The sequence below is a fragment of the Lentzea albidocapillata subsp. violacea genome (assembly GCF_900100275.1).
GTDB classification, from domain to species: Bacteria; Actinomycetota; Actinomycetes; order Mycobacteriales; family Pseudonocardiaceae; genus Lentzea; species Lentzea violacea.
In genome coordinates this window covers 345521-369745 of record NZ_FNET01000003.1, presented here as the reverse complement: position 1 = coordinate 369745, position 24225 = coordinate 345521, and the positions used below count along the sequence as shown (strand labels likewise).

The window sequence follows — 24225 nt, the reverse complement described above, 5'->3', positions numbered from 1 at the left end:
ATGAGTTATGAGACGGGCGTTCGGTGGAAGTGGATACCGGCCGTCGTGCTCGGCTTCGTGCTGCTGAGCTGGATCGTGTTCGAGGCGCTGGACCTCATCGACTTCGACGGGGTCGTGACGTGGGTGCGCGGCATCGACCCTGTCTGGGCGGCGGTGGCGATCTTCGCCCTGCTGGTCGTGGACGTGCTGCTGCCCGTGCCGTCCACCCCGCTCATCGTGCTGGCCGGAACGGCACTCGGCCTGCCTCTCGGGCTGGCACTCGCGGTCGTCGGATCACTGGGTTCCTCTGCCGCAGGGTACGCCCTGGGGCGCTTCGCGGGCCCGTGGCTGGTGCGCCGGGTGGTCACCATCGAGGAACTGACCGAGATGCGGCGCTGGGGCCGTCAGTTCGGGCCCTGGTTCTTCGGGGTGGCGCGCGGCATTCCGATGATGGCGGAGACGGTGTCGGTGTCCGCCGGGGTGTCGAGGGTGTCCTTCCGGGCCTTCATGTCGTTCACCCTCGTCGGCACCATCCCGATCTGCGCCGCCTACGTGTTCGCCGGATCGAGGGCGGACACCGTCGAGCAGATCGTGATGATCAGCGCCGTCGGTTTCCTGCTGACGGTCGGCCTGTTCTACCTGCTGCGCCGGCTCGTGAAGGCGGCGCCTTAGGAAAACCCTTTGCGCGGTGTGGTTGTATGAATGTGCGCCCGGTGCGCAGCGAAGGGTTACTTCGGTGATTACTCAGGTTCGACTCCTGAGGCCGGTTCCGGCCGGTCTCTGCTCACTCCGGTGAGCACGTCACCCTCCGCGATTTGATCTCGGGCGTCCAAAACTCCACATCTGCCGGAATTAAACCGCTGGCCAGGTGTGGTTGCATGAAATCGCACCCGGTGCGAAGCCGACGGATACTTCATCTGAAACGTGACCCCGTCGGCGGTTTTGAACTCGGGAGCGCACAACTCCACACGTGTCCGGTGCGAAGCAGAGGGTTACTTCCACTCCTAATGGGCAGGTTGCGGGTTCGAGTCCCGCCGGCCGGGAAACCGGCTGTAGCTCAACTGGCAGAGCAGCTACGTACCTTCCGCGACCTTGATCTCGGACACGTGTGGGGTTTGTGGGCTCCCTTTGTTTTCTTCGAGGGGGAAGAGCCAATGGCGAAGTTCAACATTTTCCGCGCGCGTCCGGCGGCTACCAGCCCCGTCACGACCGCGCCGGTTCCGACCAGCCGCACCTACGAGGGCGGCGACGGCTACGCGCGCGACACGAAGTCCGAGCTGTTCCTGCTTGCCGTGTCGAACATGGGCGGCGAGGACACCTTCTACGAGTCGGGCACCCAGCGCGACAACCGCTTCGCCCAGCTCGTGCACAAGGCCGCTCTGTCGGATCCCGAGTGGACCGCGCGCCTGCTCCAGTGGCTGCGCAACGAGGCGAACATGCGCACGGCGTCGCTCGTCGGCGCGGCCGAGTTCGTGCTCGCGCGGCTCGTGGCCGAGTCCGACGCCGGCGTCACCAACCGCGCCGTCGTGGCCTCCGTGCTGCAGCGCGCCGACGAGCCGGGCGAACTCCTGGCCTACTGGACGAGCCAGAACGGCCGGCGCGTGCCGAAGCCGATCAAGCGCGGCATCGCCGACGCCGTCGGGCGCCTCTACAACGAGCGCGCGGTCCTCAAGTGGGACAGCGACGCCCGCGGCTTCCGCATGGCCGACGTGCTGAACCTCGCGCACCCCTCGCCCGCCGCACCGTGGCAGGGCGCGCTCTTCCAGCACGTGCTGGACCGCCGCCGTTCCGCCGACGCCGCCGTGCCCGCCGAACTGCGGGTGATCGCGGCACGGCGGGAGCTGATGGCGTGGCCGGTCGAGCAGCGCCGCGCGTTGTTCGAGCGTCCCGACGCGGTCGACGTGCTGCGCCGGGCGGGGATGACGTGGGAGTCCGTGGCCGGCTGGCTGCAGGGACCGCTGACTCGCGAGGTGTGGGAGGCGCTCGCGCCGTCCATGGGTTACATGGCGCTTTTGAGGAACCTCAGGAACTTCGACGAGGCCGGTATGTCCGACGAGGCGGCAGCCGCCGTCGCGGCACGACTGGCCGACCCCGGCCAGGTCGCGCGCTCGCGGCAGTTCCCGTTCCGCTTCCTGTCCGCCTACGAGGCGGCGCCGAGCCTGCGCTGGGGCCACGCCCTGGACCAGGCGCTGCAGGCGTCGCTTTCGAACCTGCCCGCCCTGCCCGGCCGCTCGCTGATCCTCGTCGACACCTCGGCGTCGATGACGACCGGTGCGATCTCGGCGCGTTCGAAGGTCACCCCGGCGAAGGCCGCGGCGGTGTTCGGCGTCGCGCTGGGTGCGAAGGGTGAGCAGGTGGACGTGGTCGGGTTCGCGGACAGCACGTTCCGGCACGACATCAAGCCGGGCGCGTCGGTCATCCGCGAGGTGGACCGGTTCCTCAAGCGGATCGGCGAGGTCGGGCACGGCACCGACATCGTCGGGTCGCTGAAGCGCTCCTACCGGGGCCACGACCGCGTGTTCGTCATCTCGGACATGCAGACGATGTCCGGGTACTACGGGCAGGGCGTCTCGGACGTCGTGCCGGCGCACGTGCCGGTCTACGGGTTCAACCTCGGTGGCTACCGGAACGCCGCGTACGCCACCGGCAAGGCGAACCGCCACGAGTTCGGCGGCCTGACGGACGCGACATTTCGCATGGTGCCGTTGCTCGAAGCAGGTCAGAACGCCACCTGGCCGTTCTGAGGTGTGAGAGCTCTCCTGACGCGGAGAGCTCTCACACTTACTTTCCGTTAGCGTTGTGACCAGGTATGATGCCGTTATGGACTTCAACGTGTTCGCGAAAGCGTGCCCGTCGCGTCCCACGCTGGAGCACGTCACCGGCAGGTGGGGCAGCCTGACGCTGGGCGCGCTAGCCGACGGGCAGCTGCGCTTCAACGAGCTGCGCCGTCGCGTCGACGGGGTCAGCGAGAAGATGCTGTCCCAGACGTTGCAGGCGCTGGAGCGCGACGGGCTCGTGCTCCGGGAAGCCCAGAACACGAACCCGCCGCGGGTCGACTACAGCCTCACGCCGCTGGGCCGCGAGACGGCCGAGCGGTTGCTGGCGCTGGTCCACCTGCTCGAGGGCCGGATGCCGGAAGTGCTCGAAGCCCAGCGCCGCTACGACGCCAGGGCCTGATCAGCACTCGATGACGTTCACGGCGAGTCCGCCGCGAGCTGTCTCCTTGTACTTCACCGACATGTCCTTGCCGGTGTCCCGCATGGTCTTGATGACCTTGTCGAGCGACACGAAGTGCGAGCCGTCGCCGCGCAAAGCCATGCGCACTGCCGTGATCGCCTTGATGGACGCGACGGCGTTGCGTTCGATGCACGGGATCTGCACCAGGCCGCCGATCGGGTCGCAGGTCAGGCCGAGGTTGTGCTCCATGGCGATCTCGGCGGCGTTCTCGACCTGCTCGGGGGTGCCGCCGAGCACCTCGGCGAGGCCGCCGGCGGCCATCGAGCAGGCCGAGCCGACCTCGCCCTGGCAGCCGACCTCGGCGCCGGAGATGGACGCGTTCTCCTTGAACAGCACGCCGATCGCGGCGGCCGTGAGCAGGAAGCGCACCACGCCGTCGTCGGACGCTCCGGGCACGAACTTCGTGTAGTAGTGCAGGACCGCGGGAACGATGCCGGCCGCGCCGTTGGTCGGTGCGGTGACGACACGGCCGCCTGCCGCGTTCTCCTCGTTGACCGCGAGCGCGAAGAGCGTCACCCAGTCCATGACCCGCAGCGGGTCGGTGACGAAGTGTTCGCCCTCCAGGCTTTTGCGCATCTCGGCGGCACGGCGGCGGACCTTCAGGCCGCCGGGCAAAATGCCTTGTTCGTTGCAGCCGCGTTCCACGCACTCCTGCATGACGTGCCAGATGTGCAGAAGTCCTTGGCGGATCTCGGCTTCCGTGCGCCACGACAGCTCGTTGGCCATCATGATCTCGCTGATCGACAGGCCGGTCTCGCGGCAGCGCGCGAGGAGCTGGTCGCCAGTCAGGAACGGGTGCGGCAACGGCGTGGAGTCCGGCTTGATCCGGTCGGTGCCGCTGGCGTTCTCGTCGACGACGAACCCGCCGCCGATCGAGTAGTAGACGGCGTGCTCGACCGGCTTGTCGTCCACGTACGCCTCGAAGCGCATTCCGTTGGGGTGCAACGGAAGCGACTTGCGGCGGTGCATGACGAGGTCGCGGTCGTGCACGAAGTCGATCTCGTGCGTGCCGCCGAGCCTCAGCCGGCGGCTGGAGATGATCTCCTCGACGCGGACGGCCGCGGCGGTGGGATCGACTTCTTCCGGGAGGTTGCCTTCGAGGCCAAGGAACACGGCCTTGGGGCTGCCGTGGCCGTGGCCGGTCGCGCCGAGTGAGCCGAACAGCTCGACGTGCACGCGGTCCACTTCGGACGCACGCGCGCCGAGCTTCTCGACGAACATCGCGGCCGCGCGCATCGGTCCGACCGTGTGGGAGCTGGACGGTCCGATGCCGACGGAGAACAGGTCGAAAACGCTGATCGCCACTGATCAGTCCTTCGCGGTGGTGGTGCGGTCAGTCAGTCTTGGTGAGTTCGGCGTACTTCGCCGCCGTGAGCAGGTTCTCGGCGGAGTCCACCCGGACCCTGAACAGCCAGCCGGCGCCGTACGGGTCGCTGTTCACCACGGCCGGGTCGGCCACGACGGCGCTGTTGACCTCGATCACCTCACCGGTGACGGGCGAGAACAGGTCGCTCACGGACTTGGTGGACTCCAGCTCGCCGCAGACCTCGTTGGTGACGACCTTGGCACCGACCTCAGGCAGCTGGATGTAGACGATGTCGCCGAGCGCATCCGCTGCATACTCGGTGATTCCGCAGGTCAGCGGGTCCTGGGTGCCCGGCGTCCAGTCGACCCACTCGTGCTCGACGGTGTAGAGCAGGTTCTCGGGGAACTCCACGGCGCGACTCCTCTGGCTGTGACGGGTCAGGAAACTTCCGCCCCCTCCGCCGTGCAGAGTTGCCTACCCCGGGTGGTCTTGCTGCCTGAGAGTGTGCGGGAGCTTGCCCCTTCGGCGCCTCGACCAGTTCGTCGAGGTCTCTCCCACGCGGGTTCTGGCGCTGGCGCGCCGCGGCCGGTGTTCAGTTGTCCGGGTCGAACGCTATGTGTGGCCCCCGCCGAGTGTCAACGCGGGACGGTCGGGCGGAACGCGAACGTGGCTCAGGTCGCTTTGTCCTAGGCGAACAACCAGCCGGGTACCAGATAGTGCGACCAGCACAGTGACATGACCTTGCGACTGCCCCACATTGTGAGATGTCGGCCACCGAACGGAGGAGTAATCGTGCGGATCGCAGTTCCTCGCGAGATCAAGAACCACGAGTACCGCGTCGCTCTCACGCCTGCCGGTGCGCACGAACTGACCAGCCGCGGGCACGACGTCTACGTCGAGCAGGGCGCCGGTCTCGGTTCCGCGATCACCGACGAGGAGTACCTCGCCGCGGGCGCCAAGATCCTCCCGACCGCTGACGACGTGTGGTCGGAAGGTGACCTGGTTCTCAAGGTCAAGGAGCCGATCGCCGAGGAGTACCCCCGTCTCCGCGCCGGCCAGACCCTCTTCACGTACCTGCACCTCGCCGCCGACAAGCCGCTGACCGAGGCGCTGCTGGCGTCCGGCACCACGGCCATCGCCTACGAGACCGTGCAGTTGCCGAACCGCTCGCTGCCGCTGCTCGCCCCGATGTCCGAGGTCGCGGGCCGGCTGGCCCCGCAGGTCGGCGCGTTCTCGCTGATGAAGCCCTCAGGCGGCCGCGGCGTGCTGCCCGGCGGCGTCCCCGGTGTCGCCCCGGCCCGCGTGGTCGTCATCGGCGGCGGCGTGGCCGGCATCAACGCGGCCACCATCGCCGTCGGCATGGGCGCGGACGTGCAGATCCTCGACACCAACGTCGACCGCCTGCGCCAGATCGACGCCCAGTTCCAGGGCCGTCTGCGGACGCTGGCCTCGAACTCGTTCGCGATCGAGCAGGCCGTCCGCGAGGCCGACCTGGTCATCGGCGCCGTGCTCGTCCCCGGTGCCGCGGCCCCGAAGCTCGTGTCGAACGCGCTCGTCGCCGACATGTTGCCGGGCTCGGTGCTCGTCGACATCGCCATCGACCAGGGCGGCTGCTTCGAGGACTCCCGCGCGACCACGCACGCCGAGCCGACCTACGAGGTCCACAACTCGGTCTTCTACTGCGTCGCGAACATGCCGGGCGCCGTCCCGCGCACCTCGACCTACGCGCTGACCAACGTGACGCTGCCGTACGCCGTCGCGCTGGCCGACAAGGGCTGGAAGAAGGCGCTCAAGGACGACCGTTCGCTCGCCCTGGGCCTGAACGTCCACGCCGGTCAGCTGACCTACGGCCCGGTGGCCGAGGCGACCGGCCTCGTGCACACGCCGCTGGAGTCCGTCGTCTGAAAGCCAACTGAATGACGGAGGCCCCCGCACGCGTCAATCGCTGCGGGGGTTTCGCCTATCTGAGGGCTGCGACGCGCGCCTTGATGCCGTCGATCACGCAGTTCAGTCCGAACTCGAACTGCCCCTCCAACGTCCAGATCTCCTGCACGTCGAGCATCCTGACGTAGTTCGGATGCTTCTCCCGGTACATGTCGGCGATCTTCGCCAGGTCCGGCGGCGGCGAGTCCATTCCGCCGCGGGCGATGAAGTTGACCTCGGCGATCGAGTACCCGACGACGAAGCTCGACACCGTGGAGATCGACTGCGCCGCCGCGCCCAGCGACAGGCCGGCCCGCAGCAGGGGTTCGAACATCGAGTCGGACATCGCCACCGCCTTGGGGCCGATGCTGTTGAACTCGCCGATGCCGCGCACCCACCACGGGTGCTTGAGCGCGAGATGACGCAACGCGTGCATCATCCCGCGCACCGCGCTCTCCCAGTCCGCGTCGGGGTCCGGCAGGGGGAACTCGCCGTAGATCTCGTCGAGGCAGAGCTCGATCAGCGCGTCCTTCGTCGGCACGTGCCAGTACAGCGACATGGGGGCCGCGCCCAGTTCCGCCGCGAGCTTGCGCATGGAGAGCTTCTGCCTGCCGTGCGCGTCCAGCATCTCCATCGCCTTGCGGACGATCGCCTCCCGGCTCAGGCCGAGGGGCTGACCGCCGCCGGGCCTGGGCTTGCTGAACCACACGCTCTCCACGGACCGATCCTATGCACGCCGCAGCAGGACGCTGGCCACAACACCTCCCAGGAACACGGCCACGGCGCCGATGATCAGGCTGACGCTCATGCCGTTCGAGAACGCCTCGCGCACGACCGTGACGTCCGCGCCGCTGTGCAGGGCCTCGCTCAGCGACCGTCCCGGAACGCCGTCCGGCAGCGACGCCACGAACCGCGCCGACAGCAACGCCCCGAGCACCGCGATGCCGAACGAGGAGCCCAGTTCCGTCAGCGTGCCCGACAGCCCGGACGCGATGCCGGCGCGTTCCGGTGGGATCGAGCCCATCAGCGCGTTGACCGCAACCGGTTGGGAGACACCGACACCCACGCCGATGAGGATCAGCCCGGCCAGCGTCGGCGGGTAGGTGGTGCCGATGGACAGCAGTGCCACGCCGCCCGCGACGATCGTCATGCCGAGCAGCATCGCCTGGCCCGCGCCGAGCTTCATCACCAGCTGTCCCAACGTGTTGCTGGTGACGAGCAACGCGATCGCCATCGGCGCCACCCGGAGACCCGCTTCCAACGGGCTGTAGCCGAGCACGCCCTGAAGGTGTTGTGTCAGCAGGAAGAGCGAGCCCGCCATGCCGAACGCCGCCAGCACGCCCGAGGCCACCGCGCCGGTGAAACGGCGGTTCCGGAAGAACCCGAGATCGAGCATCGGATCGTCGGTGTGCCGTTCCCACAACGCGAATCCCGTCATGGCCACCAGCCCGATCGCGACCGGCACGCCGAACTCCGCCGAGCCGAACCCGTGCTCCGGCACCTCGATCACCGCGTACACGATCGACACCATGCCGACGACCGACAGCACCGAGCCGAGCACGTCCGGCTTGCGCACCGTCGGGTCCTTGGACTCCGGCACCAGCAGCGCGACGGCCGCGATCGCGAGGACCGCCACCGGCACGTTGATCAGGAACACCGAGCCCCACCAGAAGTGCTTGATCAGCGCGCCACCGATCACCGGCCCCGCCGCGAAGCCGAGACTCGTGACGGCGGCCCAGATGCCGATGGCCTTCGGGCGTTCCCGGTCGTCGAACAACTGCATCAGCACGGCCAGCGTGCCCGGCATCAGCACCGCGGCACCGATGCCCATGAACCCGCGGGCCGCGATCAGCGCCTCGGACGAGCTCGCGTACGCCGCGACCGCACTGCCCGTGCCGAACAGCACCAGGCCGGCCAGGAGAGCGCGCCTGCGGCCGAACCTGTCGCTGAGCGAACCGGTCGTGAGCAGCAGGCCCGCCAGCGCCAGCGAGTAGGCGTTGATCATCCACTGGATGTCCGCGGTGCTCGCGTCCAAGCCCGTCGAGATCGACGGGATCGCCACGTTCAGGACGGTGTTGTCCAGCACCACGACCATCACGGACAGGCAGAGCACGCCGAGCACGGCCCAGCGTTGAGGGTGCGGGTGCACCACGGCCTTCTCGGTCGTCGAAGTCATCGTTCTCCCCCCTTACGGTGTACGAGCAACTTACAGCGTACGAGGCCGGAGAACGCAAGAGATTTTCACTGCGAGAGGAAAGGGAGAGGGGAGAGGAAGGAAATAAAGGGGCGGCCGCGCTCAACCAGCCTGGGGGTCACTGGGAGCGGGGCCGCCGTCTCCAAATATAGCGGGCTCTGGCGCACGGCGCCCAGCACCCCCACCGAAACGCGACCCGAAAGTTTCCCCGAGTGGACCACTGCCCGTGTCCGACCCATCCAGCAAACGAGTGAATTACCGGGATCGCGGTGCGGCGAGCAGGGGGTTCGGCCGATGAAGACGGAGTCGGGTGTCCCTCGAAGGGAGATTCCATGGCTGAACCACAGGGATGGATCCACTGCCACGACCCGTTCGGGCGGGACAGATCGATGACCGTTCTGGTGGAGAACGACCGGGTCCTGCTGGTCACGCCACCGGGCGAGACCGCTGTGATGTCCGCCACTCAGACGCGTCGACTGGGCTCTTTGCTCGACCAGGCGACGGCGAAGATGTGATGGACGAGACCCTGCGCGACGCGGTGCTGCAACGCCTGGCACTACTGGACAAAGTCGCGGAGCACGGAGCAGCCGAAGCACTGGTTCCGTTGGCCCGCGCGGAGATCCACCGCCTCGCGGACGGCTGGCGGCTGTTGCTGACGGTGCACCAGCCCGACGAGGACGGCCGGTGCAAGGCCTGTCCCGGCTGGCTGCGCCGCCGCCGATGGCCGTGCCAGATCTGGAACATGGCGCACCAGCACCTGATCGGCGAGGGGCTGCCCCACCGCGAGCGGCGGCGGCCGTTACGCAACCCGTTCACTCGATCAGGTGTTATCGAGCTGCCGGAGGAGACACCGGCCGAGATGACCACCGAACTGCCGGTCCTGATGGCCGAACCGCCGGTGGTGCACCGCGCGCCCGTCGTGTCTCGTCCCAAGCACGCCTTGCCCGACTGACGTTTCAGGCAGGATGGGCCGCATGCATGACGGCAGCGGCCTCATCGCGGTCCAGAACCTGACCAAGCAGTTCGGTTCCGTGACCGCGGTGCAGAACCTGAGCTTCACCGTGTCACCCGGCAGCGTGACGGGCTTCCTCGGCCCGAACGGCGCGGGCAAGACGACGACCCTGCGAATGCTGCTGGGACTGGTGAAGCCGACGAGCGGTACGGCGACGATCAACGGACGGCCGTTCCACCAACTCGGCCGGCCCGGCCGCGTGGTGGGCGCGGTGCTGGAGGCGCAGGGGTTCCATCCGAACAGGACGGCGCGCAACCACCTGCGCGTGTACGCGTCGGCGATCGGTGTGCCGGACGCTCAGGCGGACCAGGTCCTCGGCCTGGTCGGTCTGAGCACCGCCGCGGGCCGGAACGTCGGCGGGTTCTCGCTGGGCATGAAGCAGCGGATGGCGGTCGCCACCGCGTTGCTCGGAGATCCGCAGGTGCTGGTCCTCGACGAACCGGCGAACGGGCTGGACCCCGAAGGCATCGCGTGGCTGCGGAACTTCCTGCAGTCGTTCGCGCGCATGGGCCGCACCGTGCTGATCTCGAGCCACCTGCTGGCCGAGGTCGAGCAGACCGTCGACCAGGTCGTGATCGTCTCGCGCGGGCAGACGATGTACTACGGGCCGCTGGAGCACCTGCGCCAGCAGCAACAACGCCGCGTCTTCGTGCAGCCGTCGGACGTCGGCGCCCTCGCGACGGCGTTGCGGGAGGCCGGTGTCCAGGCGCTCGAACAGCTGCCGGACGGCCGTCTCGCCGTGTCCGGAATGGACGCCAAGCAGGTCGCGGACGCCGCGTTGCGCGCGGGCGTGTCGGTCTACGGCATCCAGGAGGAGCAGGCCGATCTGGAACAGATCTTCTTCCGGCTCACCAGCGGCCAGTTCGCCGGACACGCGCCGGCTCCGTACCAGCAGCAGCAGGGTGGTTGGGCCTGATGGGCGACCTCGTACAGGCGGAGCTCCGCAAGACCACGACGACCACGCTGTGGTGGGCGCTGCTCATCCCGACCGTGCTGGTCGCGCTGGGCGGAGGACTGCTGTCCGGCCTGCTCGGCCAGTCGATCGTCGAGGTCTTCTCGTCGTCCGAGGCGGAGCAGCTCTCCGACGCGCTCGGGGTGACGCCGGACCAGTGGAAGTTCTCGCTGCTCGGCATCGGGCGGACGATCAACCTCGCCACGATGTTCCCGTTGATCTTCGGTGCGCTGGCGATCGCCAACGAGGTCGGCACGCGCACCATCACGACGACGTTCCTCACCGCGCCGTCGCGGGTGCACGCCATGGCGGCCAAGATGATGGTCTACGCGCTCTGGGGCACGATCTACGGCCTCGCGATCATCGGCTTCACCGCGCTCGGCATCGTCCTCACCAGCAACTCCGGCCAGATGCCCGACGCGGGTGGCTGGGCGATGCTCACCCTGGTCTGCGTGCTGTCCTCGATCCTCATGACGATGTTCGGCGTCGGCCTCGGCGCGCTGATCCCGAACTCCGCCGGCGTGGTCGTGCTGCTGATCATGTACTTCCTGGTGATCGAGAACGCGCTGCAGCTCGGGCTCCGGATCGCGGGCGTGCCGGAGACGGCCGTCGGGTTCCTGCCGAACGGGTCGGTGGACGGGCTGACCGGTTCGGTCGCGGTCGACCTGTTCCTGGCCGACGCGGGGGTCGTGCCGGAGGAGGGCGTCTACTGGCTGCGGGTCATCGCGGGCGCGGGTGGCGCGCAGGCGTGGTGGCTGTCCGGGCTGATCTTCCTCGCCTGGGTCGCGGCCGCGTTCGGTGGCGGCTGGGCCCGGATGACTCAGAAGGACATCACCTGACCTGCGGTTTCTGACGTCGAAATTTTATGTCGGACCCCGAACGTACTGTGGGTCCCGTGACGAAGGGCTGGATCCGCCGACTGACCGCAGCGTGCTGGCAGCACCCCCGCCTGGTGGTGCTGTCGGTCCTCGCCGCGGTCGTCGGCGTGGGTCTGCAGGCGGCGGGGCCGTTGCTGCTCAAGACGGCGATCGACGACTCGACGGGCGGCCGCACCGATCGGCTGTGGCCGTTGATGGTGGCGTTGATCGTGCTCGAGTTGCTGACGTTCGGGTCGGCGTTCCTGCGACGCTACCTGGGCGGGCGGCTGGCGCTGGGCGTGCAGCACGACCTGCGGCTCGGCGTGTTCTCGGCGGTGCAGCGGCTCGACGGCGCGAAGCAGGACGAGCTGCGGACCGGGCAGATCGTGTCGCGCTCGATCACCGACCTGCAGCTGGTGCAGTCGCTGCTGATGATGGCGCCGCTGGCCGTGGGCACGGTGGTGTTCGCACTGGCCGCGCTGGCGGCGATGATCTACCTGTCGATCCCGCTGACGATCATCGCGGTGATCGTGCTGCCGCTGGTGGCGTGGCTGGCCGGGCGCACCCGGCTGACGCTGTTCCCCGCCACGTGGTCGGCGCAGCAGCGGGCCGCGGATCTGGCGCAGCACGTCGAGGAGACCGTCACCGGTGTCCGCGTCGTGAAGGGCTTCGGCCAGGAGGCGCGTGAGGTCGCCCGGCTGGAGAAGCACGCCAAGTTCCTGTTCGCGGAACGGATGCGCGCTGCCCGGCTGTCGTCGAAGCCGCTCGCGACCGTGACGGCGCTGCCGTTGCTCGGCCAGGTCGCGGTGCTGGGCCTGGGCGGCTGGCTGGCGTTGCACGGCCAGGTCACGCTGGGCACGTTCCTGGCCTTCACGACGTACGTGGCGAACCTCGTCGGACCGACGCGGCTGCTGTCGAGCCTGATGGTGTCCGCCCAGCTGGCGAGGGCCGGTGTGGAGCGGGTCTACGAACTGATCGACTCGCAGCCGGACGTGACGGACGGCCCCGACGAGGTGCCTTCGGGCCCGCTCGGCGTCTCGTTCTCCGGCGTGTCCTTCGGTTATGCCCGCAGTGAACCGGTCCTGAAGGACTTCTCGATCTCGGTCGAGCCGGGCGAAACGCTGGCGCTGGTGGGCACCGCGGGTTCGGGCAAGTCGACGGTGTCGTTGCTGCTGCCGCGTTTCTACGACGTGCACAGCGGCTCGGTCCGGGTCGGCGGCGCGGACGTGCGCACGCTGAAGCTGGAGTCGTTGCGCGGTGCGGTGGGCGTGGTGTTCGAGGAGGCTTTCCTCTTCTCCGACACGGTGTTCTCGAACATCGCGTACGGCAGCCCCGACGCCTCGCGCGAGGAGGTCGAGCGCGCCGCGAAGGCCGCCGAGGCCCACGACTTCATCGAGGCCCTGCCGCTCGGCTACGACACGGTGGTCGGCGAACGCGGCCTCACCCTGTCCGGCGGCCAGCGCCAGCGCGTCGCCCTGGCCCGCGCCCTGCTCTCCGACCCGCGCATCCTCGTGCTGGACGACGCGACGTCCGCGGTGGACAACGCTACGGAGGCCGCGATCCACGCAACGCTTGCCTCGGTCACGGCCAACCGCACGACTCTTCTGGTGGCACACCGGCGTTCGACGCTGTCCCTGGCCGACCGGATCGCCGTCCTGGACGCGGGCCGCGTGATCGACATCGGCACACACGCCGAACTGACCGCGCGCTGCGCCCTCTACCGCGACCTGCTGGCGGGACCGGGCGAGGCGATCGAGTCCGCCGCGCCGGCCACGGCCGGCGAACTGTGGCCGAAGCTGTCGCAGGAGGATCTCGACGAGCGCCTGATCGCCGAGGCGAAGACCTCGGCACCCGCCGCGCCTGGCCGGCGTGGCGGCGGAGGTGGCACAGGCGGCGGCATGGCGGCGCTGGCCGGCGGCCCACCCACTCCCGAGCTGCTGGCCCAGGTCCGTTCGCTGCCACCGGCCACCGAGGTCCCGGTCCTGCACGGCGAAGACCCGCGCGCCCCCGACCCGGCCTTCCGCCTCGCCCGCCTCCTGCGCCCGGTCCGCTGGGCCCTGGGCGGCGTGACGGCGTTGGTGGTGCTCGACGCACTGGTCGGCATGGGCATGCCCTCACTCGTGCGCCTCGGCATCGACGGCGGCGTGGTGGGCGGCGCCGAGTCGGCGCTGTGGCAGGCCGTGGTCCTGGGCATCGGCCTGGTCATGGTCGGCTGGCTGACCACGGCGGGCAGCACGGTCTTCGCCGCCCGCCTGGGCGAACGCCTGCTCTACCTGCTCCGCGTCCGCAGCTACGCCCACCTGCAACGCCTCGGCCTCGACTACTACGAGCGCGAGATGGCCGGCCGCATCATGACGAGGATGACGACGGACGTCGACGCCCTCTCGACGTTCCTGCAGACCGGCCTGGTCACCGCCGTGATCAGCCTCATCACCGTCGTCGGCATCACCGCGGCCCTGGTCGTCACCGACGCCTCACTGGCCCTGATCGCCCTCTCGGTACTCCCTCTCCTGGCCGCCGCCACGGTGCTCTTCCAACGCCTCTCCTCCACCGCCTACGCGGAAGCCCGCGAACGAGTCAGCGCGGTGAACGCCGACCTCCAGGAGAACGTCTCGGGCCTCCGCGTCTCCCAGGCCTACACAAGAGAACGCCGCTCAGCAGAAGCCTTCGCCGAACGCAGCGACGCCTACCGCCGCACCCGCCTGCGAGCCCAGCGCTACATCGCCACCTACTTCCCGTTCGTGGCAATGCTCTCCGGCGTGGCCCAGGCAGTAGTCCTGGCCGTAGGCGCCCACCGAGTAGCCGCAGGCACCATGACCCCGGGCGTCCTGCTCGCCTTCCTCCTCTACCTGGGCCTGTTCTTCAGCCCGATCCAGCAACTCTCCGGCGTCTTCGACGGCTACCAGCAGGCCAGGGTGGGCCTCCGCAGGATCGGCGACCTGCTCCGCACCCCAAGCACAGTCGAACCATCGGCAACCCCGATCGAGGTCCCACCCCGCCTGCAAGGCGAGGTAGAGCTCCGCAACGTCTCCTTCACCTACGCAGGAGCGGAAACCCCGGCCCTGGACAACGTCACGCTCCACGTGAGCCCAGGCGAAACCATCGCCCTGGTAGGCGAAACAGGCGCAGGCAAATCGACCCTCGTCAAACTCATAGCCCGCTTCTACGACGCCACCAAGGGCACAGTCCTCATCGACGGCGTAGACGTCCGCGCCTACGACCTCTCCGCCTACCGCCAACGCCTCGGCGTAGTCCCCCAGGAAGCCCACCTCTTCGGCGGCGACCTGGCCACCAACGTCGCCTACGGCCGCCCCACAGCAACAGAACAAGAAATCCAACAGGCAACAGAAGCCGTAGGCGCCCTCCCAATGGTCGCCACCCTCCAGAACGGCTTCCACCAACCCGTGGGCGAACGAGGCAACCACCTCTCCGCAGGCCAACGCCAACTAGTAGCGCTGGCAAGAGCAGAACTGGTCAACCCAGACCTCTTACTCCTAGACGAGGCAACAGCAGCCCTGGACCCAGCAACAGAATCCGCAGTGCTACAAGCCAGCGACCACCTCGCAGGCGCCAGAACCACCTTCGTAGTGGCCCACCGCCTGGCCACCGCAGCAAGGGCCGACCGAATAGTCGTCCTGGCCAACGGCCGAATAGTCGAACAGGGCACCCACGCCGACCTCATGAAGTCCAACGGCACCTACGCCCGCCTATGGCGCCACGGCGACACCCCAGAAGCCGCCTAACCACCCCCACACAAGCAACAACGACAAAGCCAAGGCGTCCGCACGCAACGGGGCAACGGGTGACGGGCGATGGCGGAGCCGAGCCACCCTGCCGCCCAACGCAACGGCGGAGCCGAGGCGTCCCTCCGCACACAACGGGCAACGGCGGAGCCGAGCCGCCGTTCCGCCAATGGCGATGGCGGAGCCGAGGCGTGTGAACCTCTCCCTGCCGGTCAAGCGGTGATGACGCAACCAACCCGGCGATTGGGGCTTGACCTTGAGTGGGCGGGATGCTCCCCTCACGGGCACGGCCGGGCGCTTTTCAGCCCGGCCTTTTCCGGCCGTCAAGCATCCCGCCAGAGGCTCAAGGTCAAGCCCCAATCGCTATCGACGCGCAGCGGCGATGACCGGCACCGACCCGGTCCTGCCCGCCCGGCCACCCACGCACGGCGACCGCTCGCACGGCAGGCGACCACCCCGCTGGAACGCGACACGCCCACGCAAGCCGACCCGCACGGTCCCAACCCGCCCGCCCACACAAGGCGACCGCTCGCACGGCAGGTGACCGCCCGCTGGAACGCGACATGCCCACGCAAGCCGACCCGTTGGTGCCCCTGGGCGAACCAATGCAAGCTGGCCCGTTGGGCGCCCCGGCAAGCCCGAGCGCAAGCCGACCCCGTTGGACGCCCCCGGCAAGGCCGAACGCAAGCCGACCCGTCGGACGCCCCCGCCAAGCCCGAACACAAGCCGACCCGTCGGACGCCCCCGCCAAGCCCGAACACAAGCCAACCCGTCGGACGCCCCCGCCAAGCCCGAACACAAGCCAACCCGCAATCCAACCCCGTGGCCCCCACCACGAACCCTCGTCCAACCCCCACCCAATCCCGTAGAAACCATCTCCCCAGACCACCAAGGTCAAAGGAGCCCGAACGATGCCCTCCCACCCCTCCAGCCGAGCCCGCCCCTCAATCCTCTACGTCTCCAACCTGGCCTACCCAGCCAAAGGCCGCCGCTACTGCGACGAGGACATCTACCTGACCTCCCACCTGAGACAACACTTCGACCTGGCCATCTGCCACCCAGAAGACGCCGCAGCCGTGATGGCGAACTTCGACACGGTGGTGGTTCGCAACAGCGGGCCGGTGATCGACTACCTCCCCGCCTACCACCACTTCCGCGAGCAGGCGAAGGCGACGAACCAGCGCGTCTACAACCCGCTGACCGGCAAGGCCGACATGGCCGGCAAGCAGTACCTGATCGACCTGACCGAGCAGGGCTACCCGGTCATCCCCACGGTCGGCGACGCCAGTGCCCTGAGCCGCCTTCCGCAGACCGGCACCTACGTCGTGAAACCCAGGACGGGCGCCGACTCGCACGGCCTGGAGTTCGTCGCCCGCGACGAAATAGCGAGCAAAGCCGGTGACCTGCTCATCCAGCCCAAGATCGATTTCCGGTACGAGGTGTCGTTCTACTTCGTGGACCACGACTTCCAATACGCCCTGTACGCGCCGGACCCGGCCAAGCGCTGGGAACTCACGCGGTACGCGCCCGGCAAGGAAGACCTGGAGTTCGCGCAGAGGTTCATCGACTGGAACGCGCTCGGCCACGGCGTGCAGCGGGTCGACGCCTGCCGGACCCAGGGCGGTGACCTGCTCCTGGTCGAGTTGGAGGACCTGAACCCGTACCTGTCGCTGGACCGGACGACGGACGAGACCAGAACCGCCTTCACCAGAGCGTTCACGGCCTCGATCAGGCGTTCACTGGCGTGAACAAGCACAACAAGATCAATCCGCAGGGTGGCCGCGTTGTACCTATCGTGAACTGATCAGTACTCCCGGTGCGTATGCCCGTCCGACAGCCAGGTGAGCATTGCTCGAAAGTGAGGCGACGATGTGAGACGCACATCAAGAACTGCTCAACTACGGGTGACGACGGGCCCGTCCTGATCGATCCTGTGACAGAGCACTCCTTGCCATGTGCCTCCAGCGTGTGAAGGCCCGGGCCAGGGGGACTAACCTGACTACCGCATGAGTCAACACCAAGAGCGAGATGGATAGAGGCGAGCGCCAGCCGTGTCCAGCAGCAGTCCTGCGTCACAGTTCGGGCCGAACGAATGGCTCGTCGAGGAGATGTACGATCAGTTCCTCGCGGACCCGTCATCCGTAGACCCGGCATGGCACGACTTCTTTGCCGACTACAAGCGTGGGGGCGGCAACGGTAGCGCCGCCACGGCCAGCGCGGGTGGCTCCACTGCCACCACGACCGCGACCGTGACGCCGCCGGCCGCCGACAACGGCAAGCCCGCGCCCGCCACCGCACCCAAGCCGGCCTCAGCGCCGCCGAAGTCCGCGGCCACGTTGCCGCAGACCGGCAAACCCGCGCCGCAGCAGGCAGCGAAGGCCGCCCCGGTCAAGCCGAGCGCACAGCCCGAGCAGAAGCAGTTGCGTGGTGCCTCCGCCGCGATCGCGAAGAACATGGAGCTCTCGCTCACCGTTCCGACCGCGACCAGCGTGCGTGCCGTGCCCGCGAAGCTGCTGGCGGACAACCGCATCGTCATCAACAACCACCTGAAGCGGACGCGCGGCGGGAAGGTCTCCTTCACGCACGTCATCGGCTACGCGGTCGTCCGGGCGCTGCAGGCGTACCCGAACATGAACCGCCACTACGCCGAGGTCGACGGCAAGCCGTTCGTCGTCACGCCGGAGCACGTCAACTTCGGCCTGGCGATCGACCTGCCCGGCAAGGACGGCAGCCGCACGCTGGTCGTCGCGTCGGTCAAGGGCTGCGAGAACATGACGTTCACGCAGTTCTGGCAGGCCTACGAGGACCTGATCCGCAAGGCCCGCGGCGGTTCGCTGACGGCGGACGACTTCTCCGGCACCACGATCTCGCTGACCAACCCCGGCACGATCGGCACGAACCACTCGGTGCCGCGTCTGCAGGCAGGTCAGGGCGCGATCATCGGCGTCGGCGCGATGGAGTACCCCGCGCACTTCCAGGGCACCAGCGAGCAGGCGCTCACCGACATGGGCGTCAGCAAGATCATCACGCTGACCAGCACGTACGACCACCGCATCATCCAGGGTGCGGAGTCGGGCGAGTTCCTCAAGCGCATCCACCAGCTGCTGCTCGGCGAGGACGGCTTCTACGACGAGATCTTCGCGTCGCTGCGCCTGCCCTACGAGCCGATCCGCTGGGTCGCCGACATCCCCGAGGGCGCCGTCGACAAGACCGCGCGCGTCATCGAGCTGATCGACGCGTTCCGCACGCGCGGTCACCTGATGGCCGACACGGACCCGCTGAACTACCGCCAGCGCTCCCACGCCGACCTGGACGTGCTCAGCCACGGCCTGACGCTGTGGGACCTGGACCGCGAGTTCCCGGTCGGCGGCTTCGCCGGCAAGGAGCGGATGAAGCTCCGCGACATCCTGGGTGTGCTGCGCAACTCGTACTGCCGCACCGTCGGCGTCGAGTACATGCACATCCTCGAGCCCGAAGAGCGCCGCTGGATCCAGGAGCGCGTCGAGGTTCCGCACGAGAAGCCGCCGGCCACCGTGCAGAAGTACATCCTCAGCAAGCTGAACGCGGCTGAGGCCTTCGAGACGTTCCTGCAGACGAAGTACGTCGGCCAGAAGCGCTTCTCGCTGGAGGGCGGCGAGACCGTCATCCCGCTGCTCGACGCGGTGCTGGACAAGGCCGCCGAGCACGAGCTCGACGAGGTCGTCATCGGCATGCCGCACCGCGGCCGCCTGAACGTCCTCGCGAACATCGTCGGCAAGCCGATCTCGCAGATCTTCCGCGAGTTCGAGGGCAACCTCGACCCCGGTCAGGCGCACGGCTCCGGCGACGTGAAGTACCACCTCGGTGCCGAGGGCAAGTACTTCCGGATGTTCGGCGACGGCGAGACCAAGGTGTCGCTGACGGCGAACCCGTCGCACCTCGAGGCCGTCGACCCGGTCCTCGAAGGCATCGTGCGCGCCAAGCAGGACATGATCGACAAGGGCGGCGACTTCTTCCCCGTCCTGCCGGTCGCCATGCACGGTGACGCGGCGTTCGCGGGCCAGGGTGTCGTCGCCGAGACGCTGAACCTGGCGCTCGTGCGCGGCTACCGCACCGGTGGCACGGTCCACATCGTCGTGAACAACCAGGTCGGCTTCACCACGGCGCCGGAGCACTCGCGGTCCTCGAAGTACTCGACCGACGTCGCGAAGATGATCGGCTCGCCGGTCTTCCACGTGAACGGCGACGACCCCGAGGCCTGCTACTGGGTCGCGAAGCTGGCCGTCGAGTACCGCCAGGCGTTCCACAAGGACGTCGTGATCGACATGGTCTGCTACCGCCGCCGCGGCCACAACGAGGGCGACGACCCCTCGATGACGCAGCCGGCGATGTACGACGTGATCGACCAGAAGCGCTCGGTGCGCAAGACCTACACCGAGTCCCTGATCGGCCGCGGCGACATCACGGTCGAAGAGGCCGAGAAGGCGCTGCAGGACTTCTCCAGCCAGCTGGAGCACGTCTTCAACGAGGTCCGCGAGCTCGAGAAGCACCCGGTGACGGTCAGCCCGTCGGTGGAGGCCGAGCAGCAGATCCCGGCGAAGCTGCCCACGGGCATCAGCCGCGAGGTGCTGGAGCACATCGCCGACTCCCACGTGAACCTGCCGGAGGGCTTCACGCCGCACGCGCGCGTCAAGCCGGTGCTCGAACGCCGCGCCAAGATGGCGCGCGAGGGTGGCATCGACTGGGCGTTCGCCGAGCTGCTCGCCTTCGGCTCGCTCGCGATGGAGGGCCGCAACATCCGTCTGGCCGGCCAGGACTCGCGCCGCGGCACGTTCGTGCAGCGCCACGCGACCCTGATCGACCGCAAGACGGGCGCGGAGCACACGCCGCTGCAGCACCTGTCCGACGACCAGGGCAAGTTCATGGTCTACGACTCGGTGCTGTCGGAGTTCGCGGCCGTCGGCTTCGAGTACGGCTACTCGGTGGCGAACCCGCAGGCGCTGGTCCTGTGGGAGGCGCAGTTCGGTGACTTCGTCAACGGCGCGCAGCCGATCATCGACGAGTTCATCTCGTCCGGTGAGGCGAAGTGGGGTCAGCGTTCCGACGTCGTGATCCTGCTGCCGCACGGCCACGAGGGCCAGGGCCCCGACCACACGTCGGGCCGCATCGAGCGCTGGCTGCAGCTGTGCGCCGAGGGCTCCATGACCGTCGCGGTGCCGTCGACTCCGGCGAACTACTTCCACCTGCTGCGTCGCCACGCCCTCGACGGCGTCGACCGGCCGCTGATCGTGTTCACGCCGAAGTCGATGCTGCGCCTCAAGGCAGCGGTGTCCGGCACGGACGAGTTCATCAACGACCGCTTCCAGTCGGTGATGGACGACCCGACGATCAAGGACCCGAACGAGGTCACGAAGGTCCTGCTGTGCAGCGGCAAGATCTCCTACGAGCTGCACGCCGAGCGCGAGAAGCGCGGCGGCGGCGACGTGGCGATCGTGCGCGTCGAGCAGCTCTACCCGGTCCCGGCCCGCAAGCTGACCGAGACCCTGGAGCGCTACCCGAACGCGAAGGACGTCCGCTGGGTGCAGGAGGAGCCGGCGAACCAGGGTGCCTGGCCGTTCTACGGTCTGGCCCTGCCGGAACTGCTGCCCGAGCACCTGGGCACCGTCCGCCGCGTGTCGCGCCGCCCGATGGCCGCCCCGTCGGCCGGTTCGAGCAAGGTGCACGAGGTCGAGCAGCGCGAGATCATCACCCGCGCGTTCGACTAGGCCCTGTACGAACGGACGAGCCGCCGGATCCCCAGGGGTCCGGCGGCTTGTTTTCTAAAGCCCTCACAGGAGTTTCGCCATGTACCACACCGATCGCGGCATCGAGGAGCTCGAGCAGCGGCGCGGCGAGGAAGAGGTCACGTTCGCGTGGCTCGCCGACAAGCTGCGGGAGTTCGTCGACGCCAACCCCGACTTCGAGACGCCCATCGAGCGCTTCGCCACCTTCCTGGCGCGCGACGACGACGACTTCGAGGACTAGTCACCTTTTGAGTTTTGGCTTTTCACCAACCTTTTTGAGCACCCCGATACTCAGGCGCTCCCCCTCGTGCGGCCACGACGATCGTCAGGTCACATCAGGAAGAACTCCGAGGGGGAGTCATGCTCAGGAAGACGATGGTCGCCGCGGCGGCGATCACGATGACGTTGTCGGGCACCGCGCTCGCCGCCGCCCAGGACAAGACACCGAGCCCGGAGGCGGGCGCGATGGCCGTGTCCGGGCCGTTCAACCTGCGGGTCGGGTTCAGCCCGTTCCGCAACCTCGAAGCGGTCCGGTCGACGGTGGACCAGGCGGGCGGAGCGATCCGTCAGTGGCAGTTCGACGGCACCGACGAGCAGGAATGGCTGTTCTTCAGCGACGCCAGCATCCGGCCCGTGCTCAACACCAAGATGTGCCTCGACGCCAACCCGGACGACAACCGCAACGGCGGCAAGGTCTACGTCTGGCCGTGCCACGGCGGCGGCCCGCAGCAGTGGCGGCCCTGGAACGGACAGGGCCTCACGCTGCAGAACGCCGCCACCGGCCGTTGCCTGGACGCGAACCCGGACGACAGCCGCAATGGCGGCGTGATCTACCAGTGGGAGTGCCACGGTGGCACTCCCCAGCAGTGGACGCGCGTCCGCCGCGGCTGATCCGGCCTACCAGGCGTAAGCCTCCGGCGCCGGCTTCGACCCGTTCGGAGCCGGTGCCGGGAACAGCTCGTCGAGCTTCGCCAGCACGTCCGCGTCGAGCTTCAACTCCGCGGCACGCAACGAGTTGTCGAGCTGCTCGATGGTGCGCGGGCCGATGATCGGCGCCGTCACACCCTCCTGGTGCAGCAGCCACGCGAGGCCGACGTTGGCCGGGTCCTCGCCGATGTCCGCGCACAGCTTCTCGTAGGCGTCGATCGTGTCGCGGTGCTTCTCCAACGCATCCGCGGAACGGCCGGACGCGCTACGGGACGTGCCACCCTCACGCTGCTTGCGCAACACACCGCCCAGAAGGCCGCCGTGCAGCGGTGACCACGGGATCACGCCGAGGCCGTAGTGCTTGGCCGCCGGCAGGACCTCCAGCTCGACCCAGCGGGTCATCAGGTTGTAGATCGACTGCTCGGACACCAGCCCGAGGAACCCGCGGGTGCGCGCGGCCTCGGCAGCCTGGGCGATGTGCCAGCCGGCGAAGTTGGACGAGCCGAAGTAGATGACCTTGCCCTGCTGGCGCAGCACGGAGAAGGCTTCCCAGATCTCGTCCCACGGCGTGTCACGGTCGACGTGGTGCATCTGGTAGAGGTCGATGTAGTCGGTCTGCAGGCGCTTGAGCGACGCGTCGGCGGCGCGGCGGATGTTCAGCGCCGACAGCTTGGTCTCGTTCGGCCAGTCGCCCATGCTGCCGTAGAGCTTGGTGGCGACGACGGTCCGTTCGCGCCGCGTGCCGCCCTGGGCGAACCAGTTGCCGATGATGTTCTCGGTGACTCCCTCGCCCTTCTTCCAGCCGTAGACATTGGCCGTGTCGAAGAAGTTCAGGCCGTGTTCGTGGGCGCGGTCCATGATCGCGTGGCTGTCGGCCTCGGACGTCTCGGGACCGGAGTTCATCGTGCCGAGGCACAGGCGGGAGACGGACAGGCCGCTGCGACCGAGGTTGGTGTACTCCATACCTCTCACCCTGCCTCGCGGCGCGGCATTGTGCCACGTGGAGCTGCTCCAGCTCGCCACAGTCTTGACAGTATTGGCGGCCAAATATTCTCCACTGTCATTTCACCCACTCGTGAAGTTACTTTTCATCGGGTCAAGCCTGCCTGGAGGACTCGATGAGAATCAACACCTGCATTGCCGCAGCATTGTTCGCAGCCGTTCTCTGCACTCCCACCGCCAATGCGCAGCAAGCACTGCGCGGTGAGGGTGAGGCCGTTCCCGGCAGCTACATCGTCGTCCTCAAGGACGGCGTCAGCGCCTCTCCGCAGAGCCTGCTGAGCAAGTACGACGGCAGGCTCAAGCGCACCTACAAGGCCGTGCTCAACGGCTTCTCCGTGCGGGACATGTCCGAACCGCAGGCCAGGCGGCTCGCCGCGGACCCGAAGGTCTCCTACGTCCAGCGCAACCTGGTCCTCTCCGGCCAGACCACCCAGTGGAACGCGCCGTGGAACCTGGACCGGATCGACCAGGGCACCCTGCCCCTCAACAACCGGTACACCTACCCGGACAATGCGGCGGCAGGTGTTCGCGCCTACGTTCTCGACAGCGGCGTGCGAATCACGCACAACGAATTCGAAGGTCGCGCGTCGCACGGTTTCGACTTCATCGACGACGACGCGGACGCGAGTGACTGCGCGGGCCACGGCACCCACGTCGCCGGCACGATCGCGGGCCGGACGTCCGGTGTCGCCAAGCGGGCGCGGGTGGTCAGCGTGCGGGTGCTCGGCTGCGACAACAGGTCCGTCCAGGACAGCGTGGTCGCCGGCATCGACTGGGTCACGCTCAACGGCGTGCGTCCCGCGGTGGTCAACATGAGCCTCGGCGGGCTGGGCCAGGACGAGCTCATGGAGAACGCCATCAGGCGCTCGATCGCGGCCGGGTTCACCTACGTGCTCGCGGCGGGCAACGACGGCCGTGACGCGTGCGGTTTCACCCCGGCCCGGCTGCCGGAGGCGATCACGGTCGGGGCCACCGACCGCAACGACAACCGGTCGCTCTGGCCGCGGTGGGGCACGGCGTCGAACTGGGGCCGTTGCGTCGACCTCTGGGCGCCCGGCTCGGACATCAGTTCGGCCTCGCACGTCAACAACTTCGGTCTCCGGCTCGACAGCGGCACGTCGATGGCGGCGCCCGCCGTGGCCGGGGCGGCGGCGCTGCACCTGAGCGCGAACCCGAACGCGACGAACCAGCAGGTGCGGGACGCGCTCGTGAACGGCGCGAGCGCGAACATCCTGCGCGGCCTGCAGTTCGGCTCGCCCAACAGGCTGCTGCGCATCGGGTAGTAGGGAACAGGAAACCCGATGCGCAGTCGTGGGAGTAGCGAGCGAGGG

At 68.4% G+C, this 24225-nt stretch carries 19 protein-coding genes and 1 riboswitch; of the genes, 14 read left to right on the top strand and 5 right to left on the bottom strand.

Annotated features, from left to right (window positions below):
* From BLR21_RS09700 to BLR21_RS09690, 3 genes are all read left to right on the top strand, one after another.
* Positions 1 to 651: a TVP38/TMEM64 family protein gene (locus BLR21_RS09700; RefSeq protein ID WP_176929551.1), complete on the top strand. Its 651-nt coding sequence runs from the start codon at positions 1 to 3 to the stop codon at positions 649 to 651.
* Between the two features lie 482 nt (positions 652 to 1133).
* Positions 1134 to 2723 carry a TROVE domain-containing protein gene (locus BLR21_RS09695; protein ID WP_090005458.1) on the top strand — a complete coding sequence of 530 codons (1590 nt, stop codon included), beginning with the start codon at positions 1134 to 1136 and terminating at the stop codon, positions 2721 to 2723.
* 76 nt (positions 2724 to 2799) lie between these two features.
* Positions 2800 to 3156: a winged helix-turn-helix transcriptional regulator gene (locus tag BLR21_RS09690; RefSeq protein WP_090005457.1), complete on the top strand. Its 357-nt coding sequence runs from the start codon at positions 2800 to 2802 to the stop codon at positions 3154 to 3156.
* Here BLR21_RS09690 and BLR21_RS09685 read toward each other — a convergent pair whose 3' ends face one another.
* Positions 3157 to 4521 (bottom strand): L-serine ammonia-lyase, encoded by a 1365-nt coding sequence (locus BLR21_RS09685; protein ID WP_090005456.1) that lies wholly within the window; start codon positions 4519 to 4521, stop codon positions 3157 to 3159.
* 28 nt (positions 4522 to 4549) lie between these two features.
* Entirely contained in the window at positions 4550 to 4933 is a 384-nt protein-coding gene (gcvH, locus tag BLR21_RS09680) for a glycine cleavage system protein GcvH (protein ID WP_090005455.1), read from the bottom strand.
* Between the two features lie 63 nt (positions 4934 to 4996).
* Positions 4997 to 5089, bottom strand: a riboswitch (glycine riboswitch).
* Between the two features lie 225 nt (positions 5090 to 5314).
* Between gcvH and ald the strand changes: the two genes are divergently transcribed.
* Positions 5315 to 6427, top strand: coding sequence for an alanine dehydrogenase (ald, locus tag BLR21_RS09675; protein ID WP_090005454.1), 1113 nt, complete (start codon positions 5315 to 5317; stop codon positions 6425 to 6427).
* Positions 6428 to 6482: 55 nt separating this feature from the next.
* Here ald and BLR21_RS09670 read toward each other — a convergent pair whose 3' ends face one another.
* Both BLR21_RS09670 and BLR21_RS09665 read right to left on the bottom strand, forming a co-directional pair.
* Complete coding sequence (locus tag BLR21_RS09670) at positions 6483 to 7163, bottom strand: TetR/AcrR family transcriptional regulator (protein ID WP_090005453.1); 681 nt, start codon at positions 7161 to 7163, stop codon at positions 6483 to 6485.
* Positions 7164 to 7172: 9 nt separating this feature from the next.
* Positions 7173 to 8621, bottom strand: a complete 1449-nt coding sequence (locus BLR21_RS09665; protein ID WP_090005452.1) for an MFS transporter — start codon at positions 8619 to 8621, stop codon at positions 7173 to 7175.
* A 350-nt stretch (positions 8622 to 8971) separates the two neighbouring features.
* On the opposite strand from BLR21_RS09665, the gene BLR21_RS09660 reads away from it, so the two are divergent.
* The 9 genes from BLR21_RS09660 (at position 8972) to BLR21_RS09620 (ending at position 21856) form a co-directional block, all read left to right on the top strand.
* Entirely contained in the window at positions 8972 to 9154 is a 183-nt protein-coding gene (locus tag BLR21_RS09660) for a hypothetical protein (protein ID WP_045312139.1), read from the top strand.
* On the top strand, positions 9154 to 9591 hold the full coding sequence (locus BLR21_RS09655) for a hypothetical protein (protein ID WP_256334584.1): 438 nt from the start codon (positions 9154 to 9156) through the stop codon (positions 9589 to 9591). Before BLR21_RS09660 ends, BLR21_RS09655 begins: the two co-directional genes overlap by 1 nt.
* Before the next feature lie 22 nt (positions 9592 to 9613).
* A complete protein-coding gene (locus BLR21_RS09650) occupies positions 9614 to 10567 on the top strand; it encodes an ABC transporter ATP-binding protein (RefSeq protein WP_090005451.1) in 954 nt (317 codons plus the stop codon).
* Entirely contained in the window at positions 10567 to 11442 is an 876-nt protein-coding gene (locus BLR21_RS09645; protein WP_090005450.1) for a hypothetical protein, read from the top strand. The genes BLR21_RS09650 and BLR21_RS09645 overlap by 1 nt, the downstream gene beginning before the upstream one ends.
* 26 nt (positions 11443 to 11468) lie before the next feature.
* A complete protein-coding gene (locus tag BLR21_RS09640) occupies positions 11469 to 15203 on the top strand; it encodes an ABC transporter ATP-binding protein (RefSeq protein ID WP_090005449.1) in 3735 nt (1244 codons plus the stop codon).
* Between the two features lie 911 nt (positions 15204 to 16114).
* Positions 16115 to 16951, top strand: coding sequence for an ATP-grasp domain-containing protein (locus tag BLR21_RS09635; RefSeq protein WP_090005448.1), 837 nt, complete (start codon positions 16115 to 16117; stop codon positions 16949 to 16951).
* 303 nt (positions 16952 to 17254) lie between these two features.
* On the top strand, positions 17255 to 20947 hold the full coding sequence (locus BLR21_RS09630; RefSeq protein WP_090005447.1) for a multifunctional oxoglutarate decarboxylase/oxoglutarate dehydrogenase thiamine pyrophosphate-binding subunit/dihydrolipoyllysine-residue succinyltransferase subunit: 3693 nt from the start codon (positions 17255 to 17257) through the stop codon (positions 20945 to 20947).
* A gap of 79 nt (positions 20948 to 21026) precedes the next feature.
* A complete protein-coding gene (locus tag BLR21_RS09625; RefSeq protein ID WP_090005446.1) occupies positions 21027 to 21206 on the top strand; it encodes a DUF6104 family protein in 180 nt (59 codons plus the stop codon).
* A 119-nt stretch (positions 21207 to 21325) separates the two neighbouring features.
* Entirely contained in the window at positions 21326 to 21856 is a 531-nt protein-coding gene (locus tag BLR21_RS09620; protein ID WP_090005445.1) for an RICIN domain-containing protein, read from the top strand.
* A gap of 6 nt (positions 21857 to 21862) precedes the next feature.
* Here BLR21_RS09620 and BLR21_RS09615 read toward each other — a convergent pair whose 3' ends face one another.
* A complete protein-coding gene (locus tag BLR21_RS09615) occupies positions 21863 to 22855 on the bottom strand; it encodes an aldo/keto reductase (protein ID WP_090005444.1) in 993 nt (330 codons plus the stop codon).
* Between the two features lie 155 nt (positions 22856 to 23010).
* Here BLR21_RS09615 and BLR21_RS09610 point away from each other — a divergent pair, with 155 nt between their 5' ends.
* Entirely contained in the window at positions 23011 to 24177 is a 1167-nt protein-coding gene (locus BLR21_RS09610) for a S8 family peptidase (RefSeq protein ID WP_090005443.1), read from the top strand.
* Positions 24178 to 24225 lie beyond the last annotated feature (48 nt).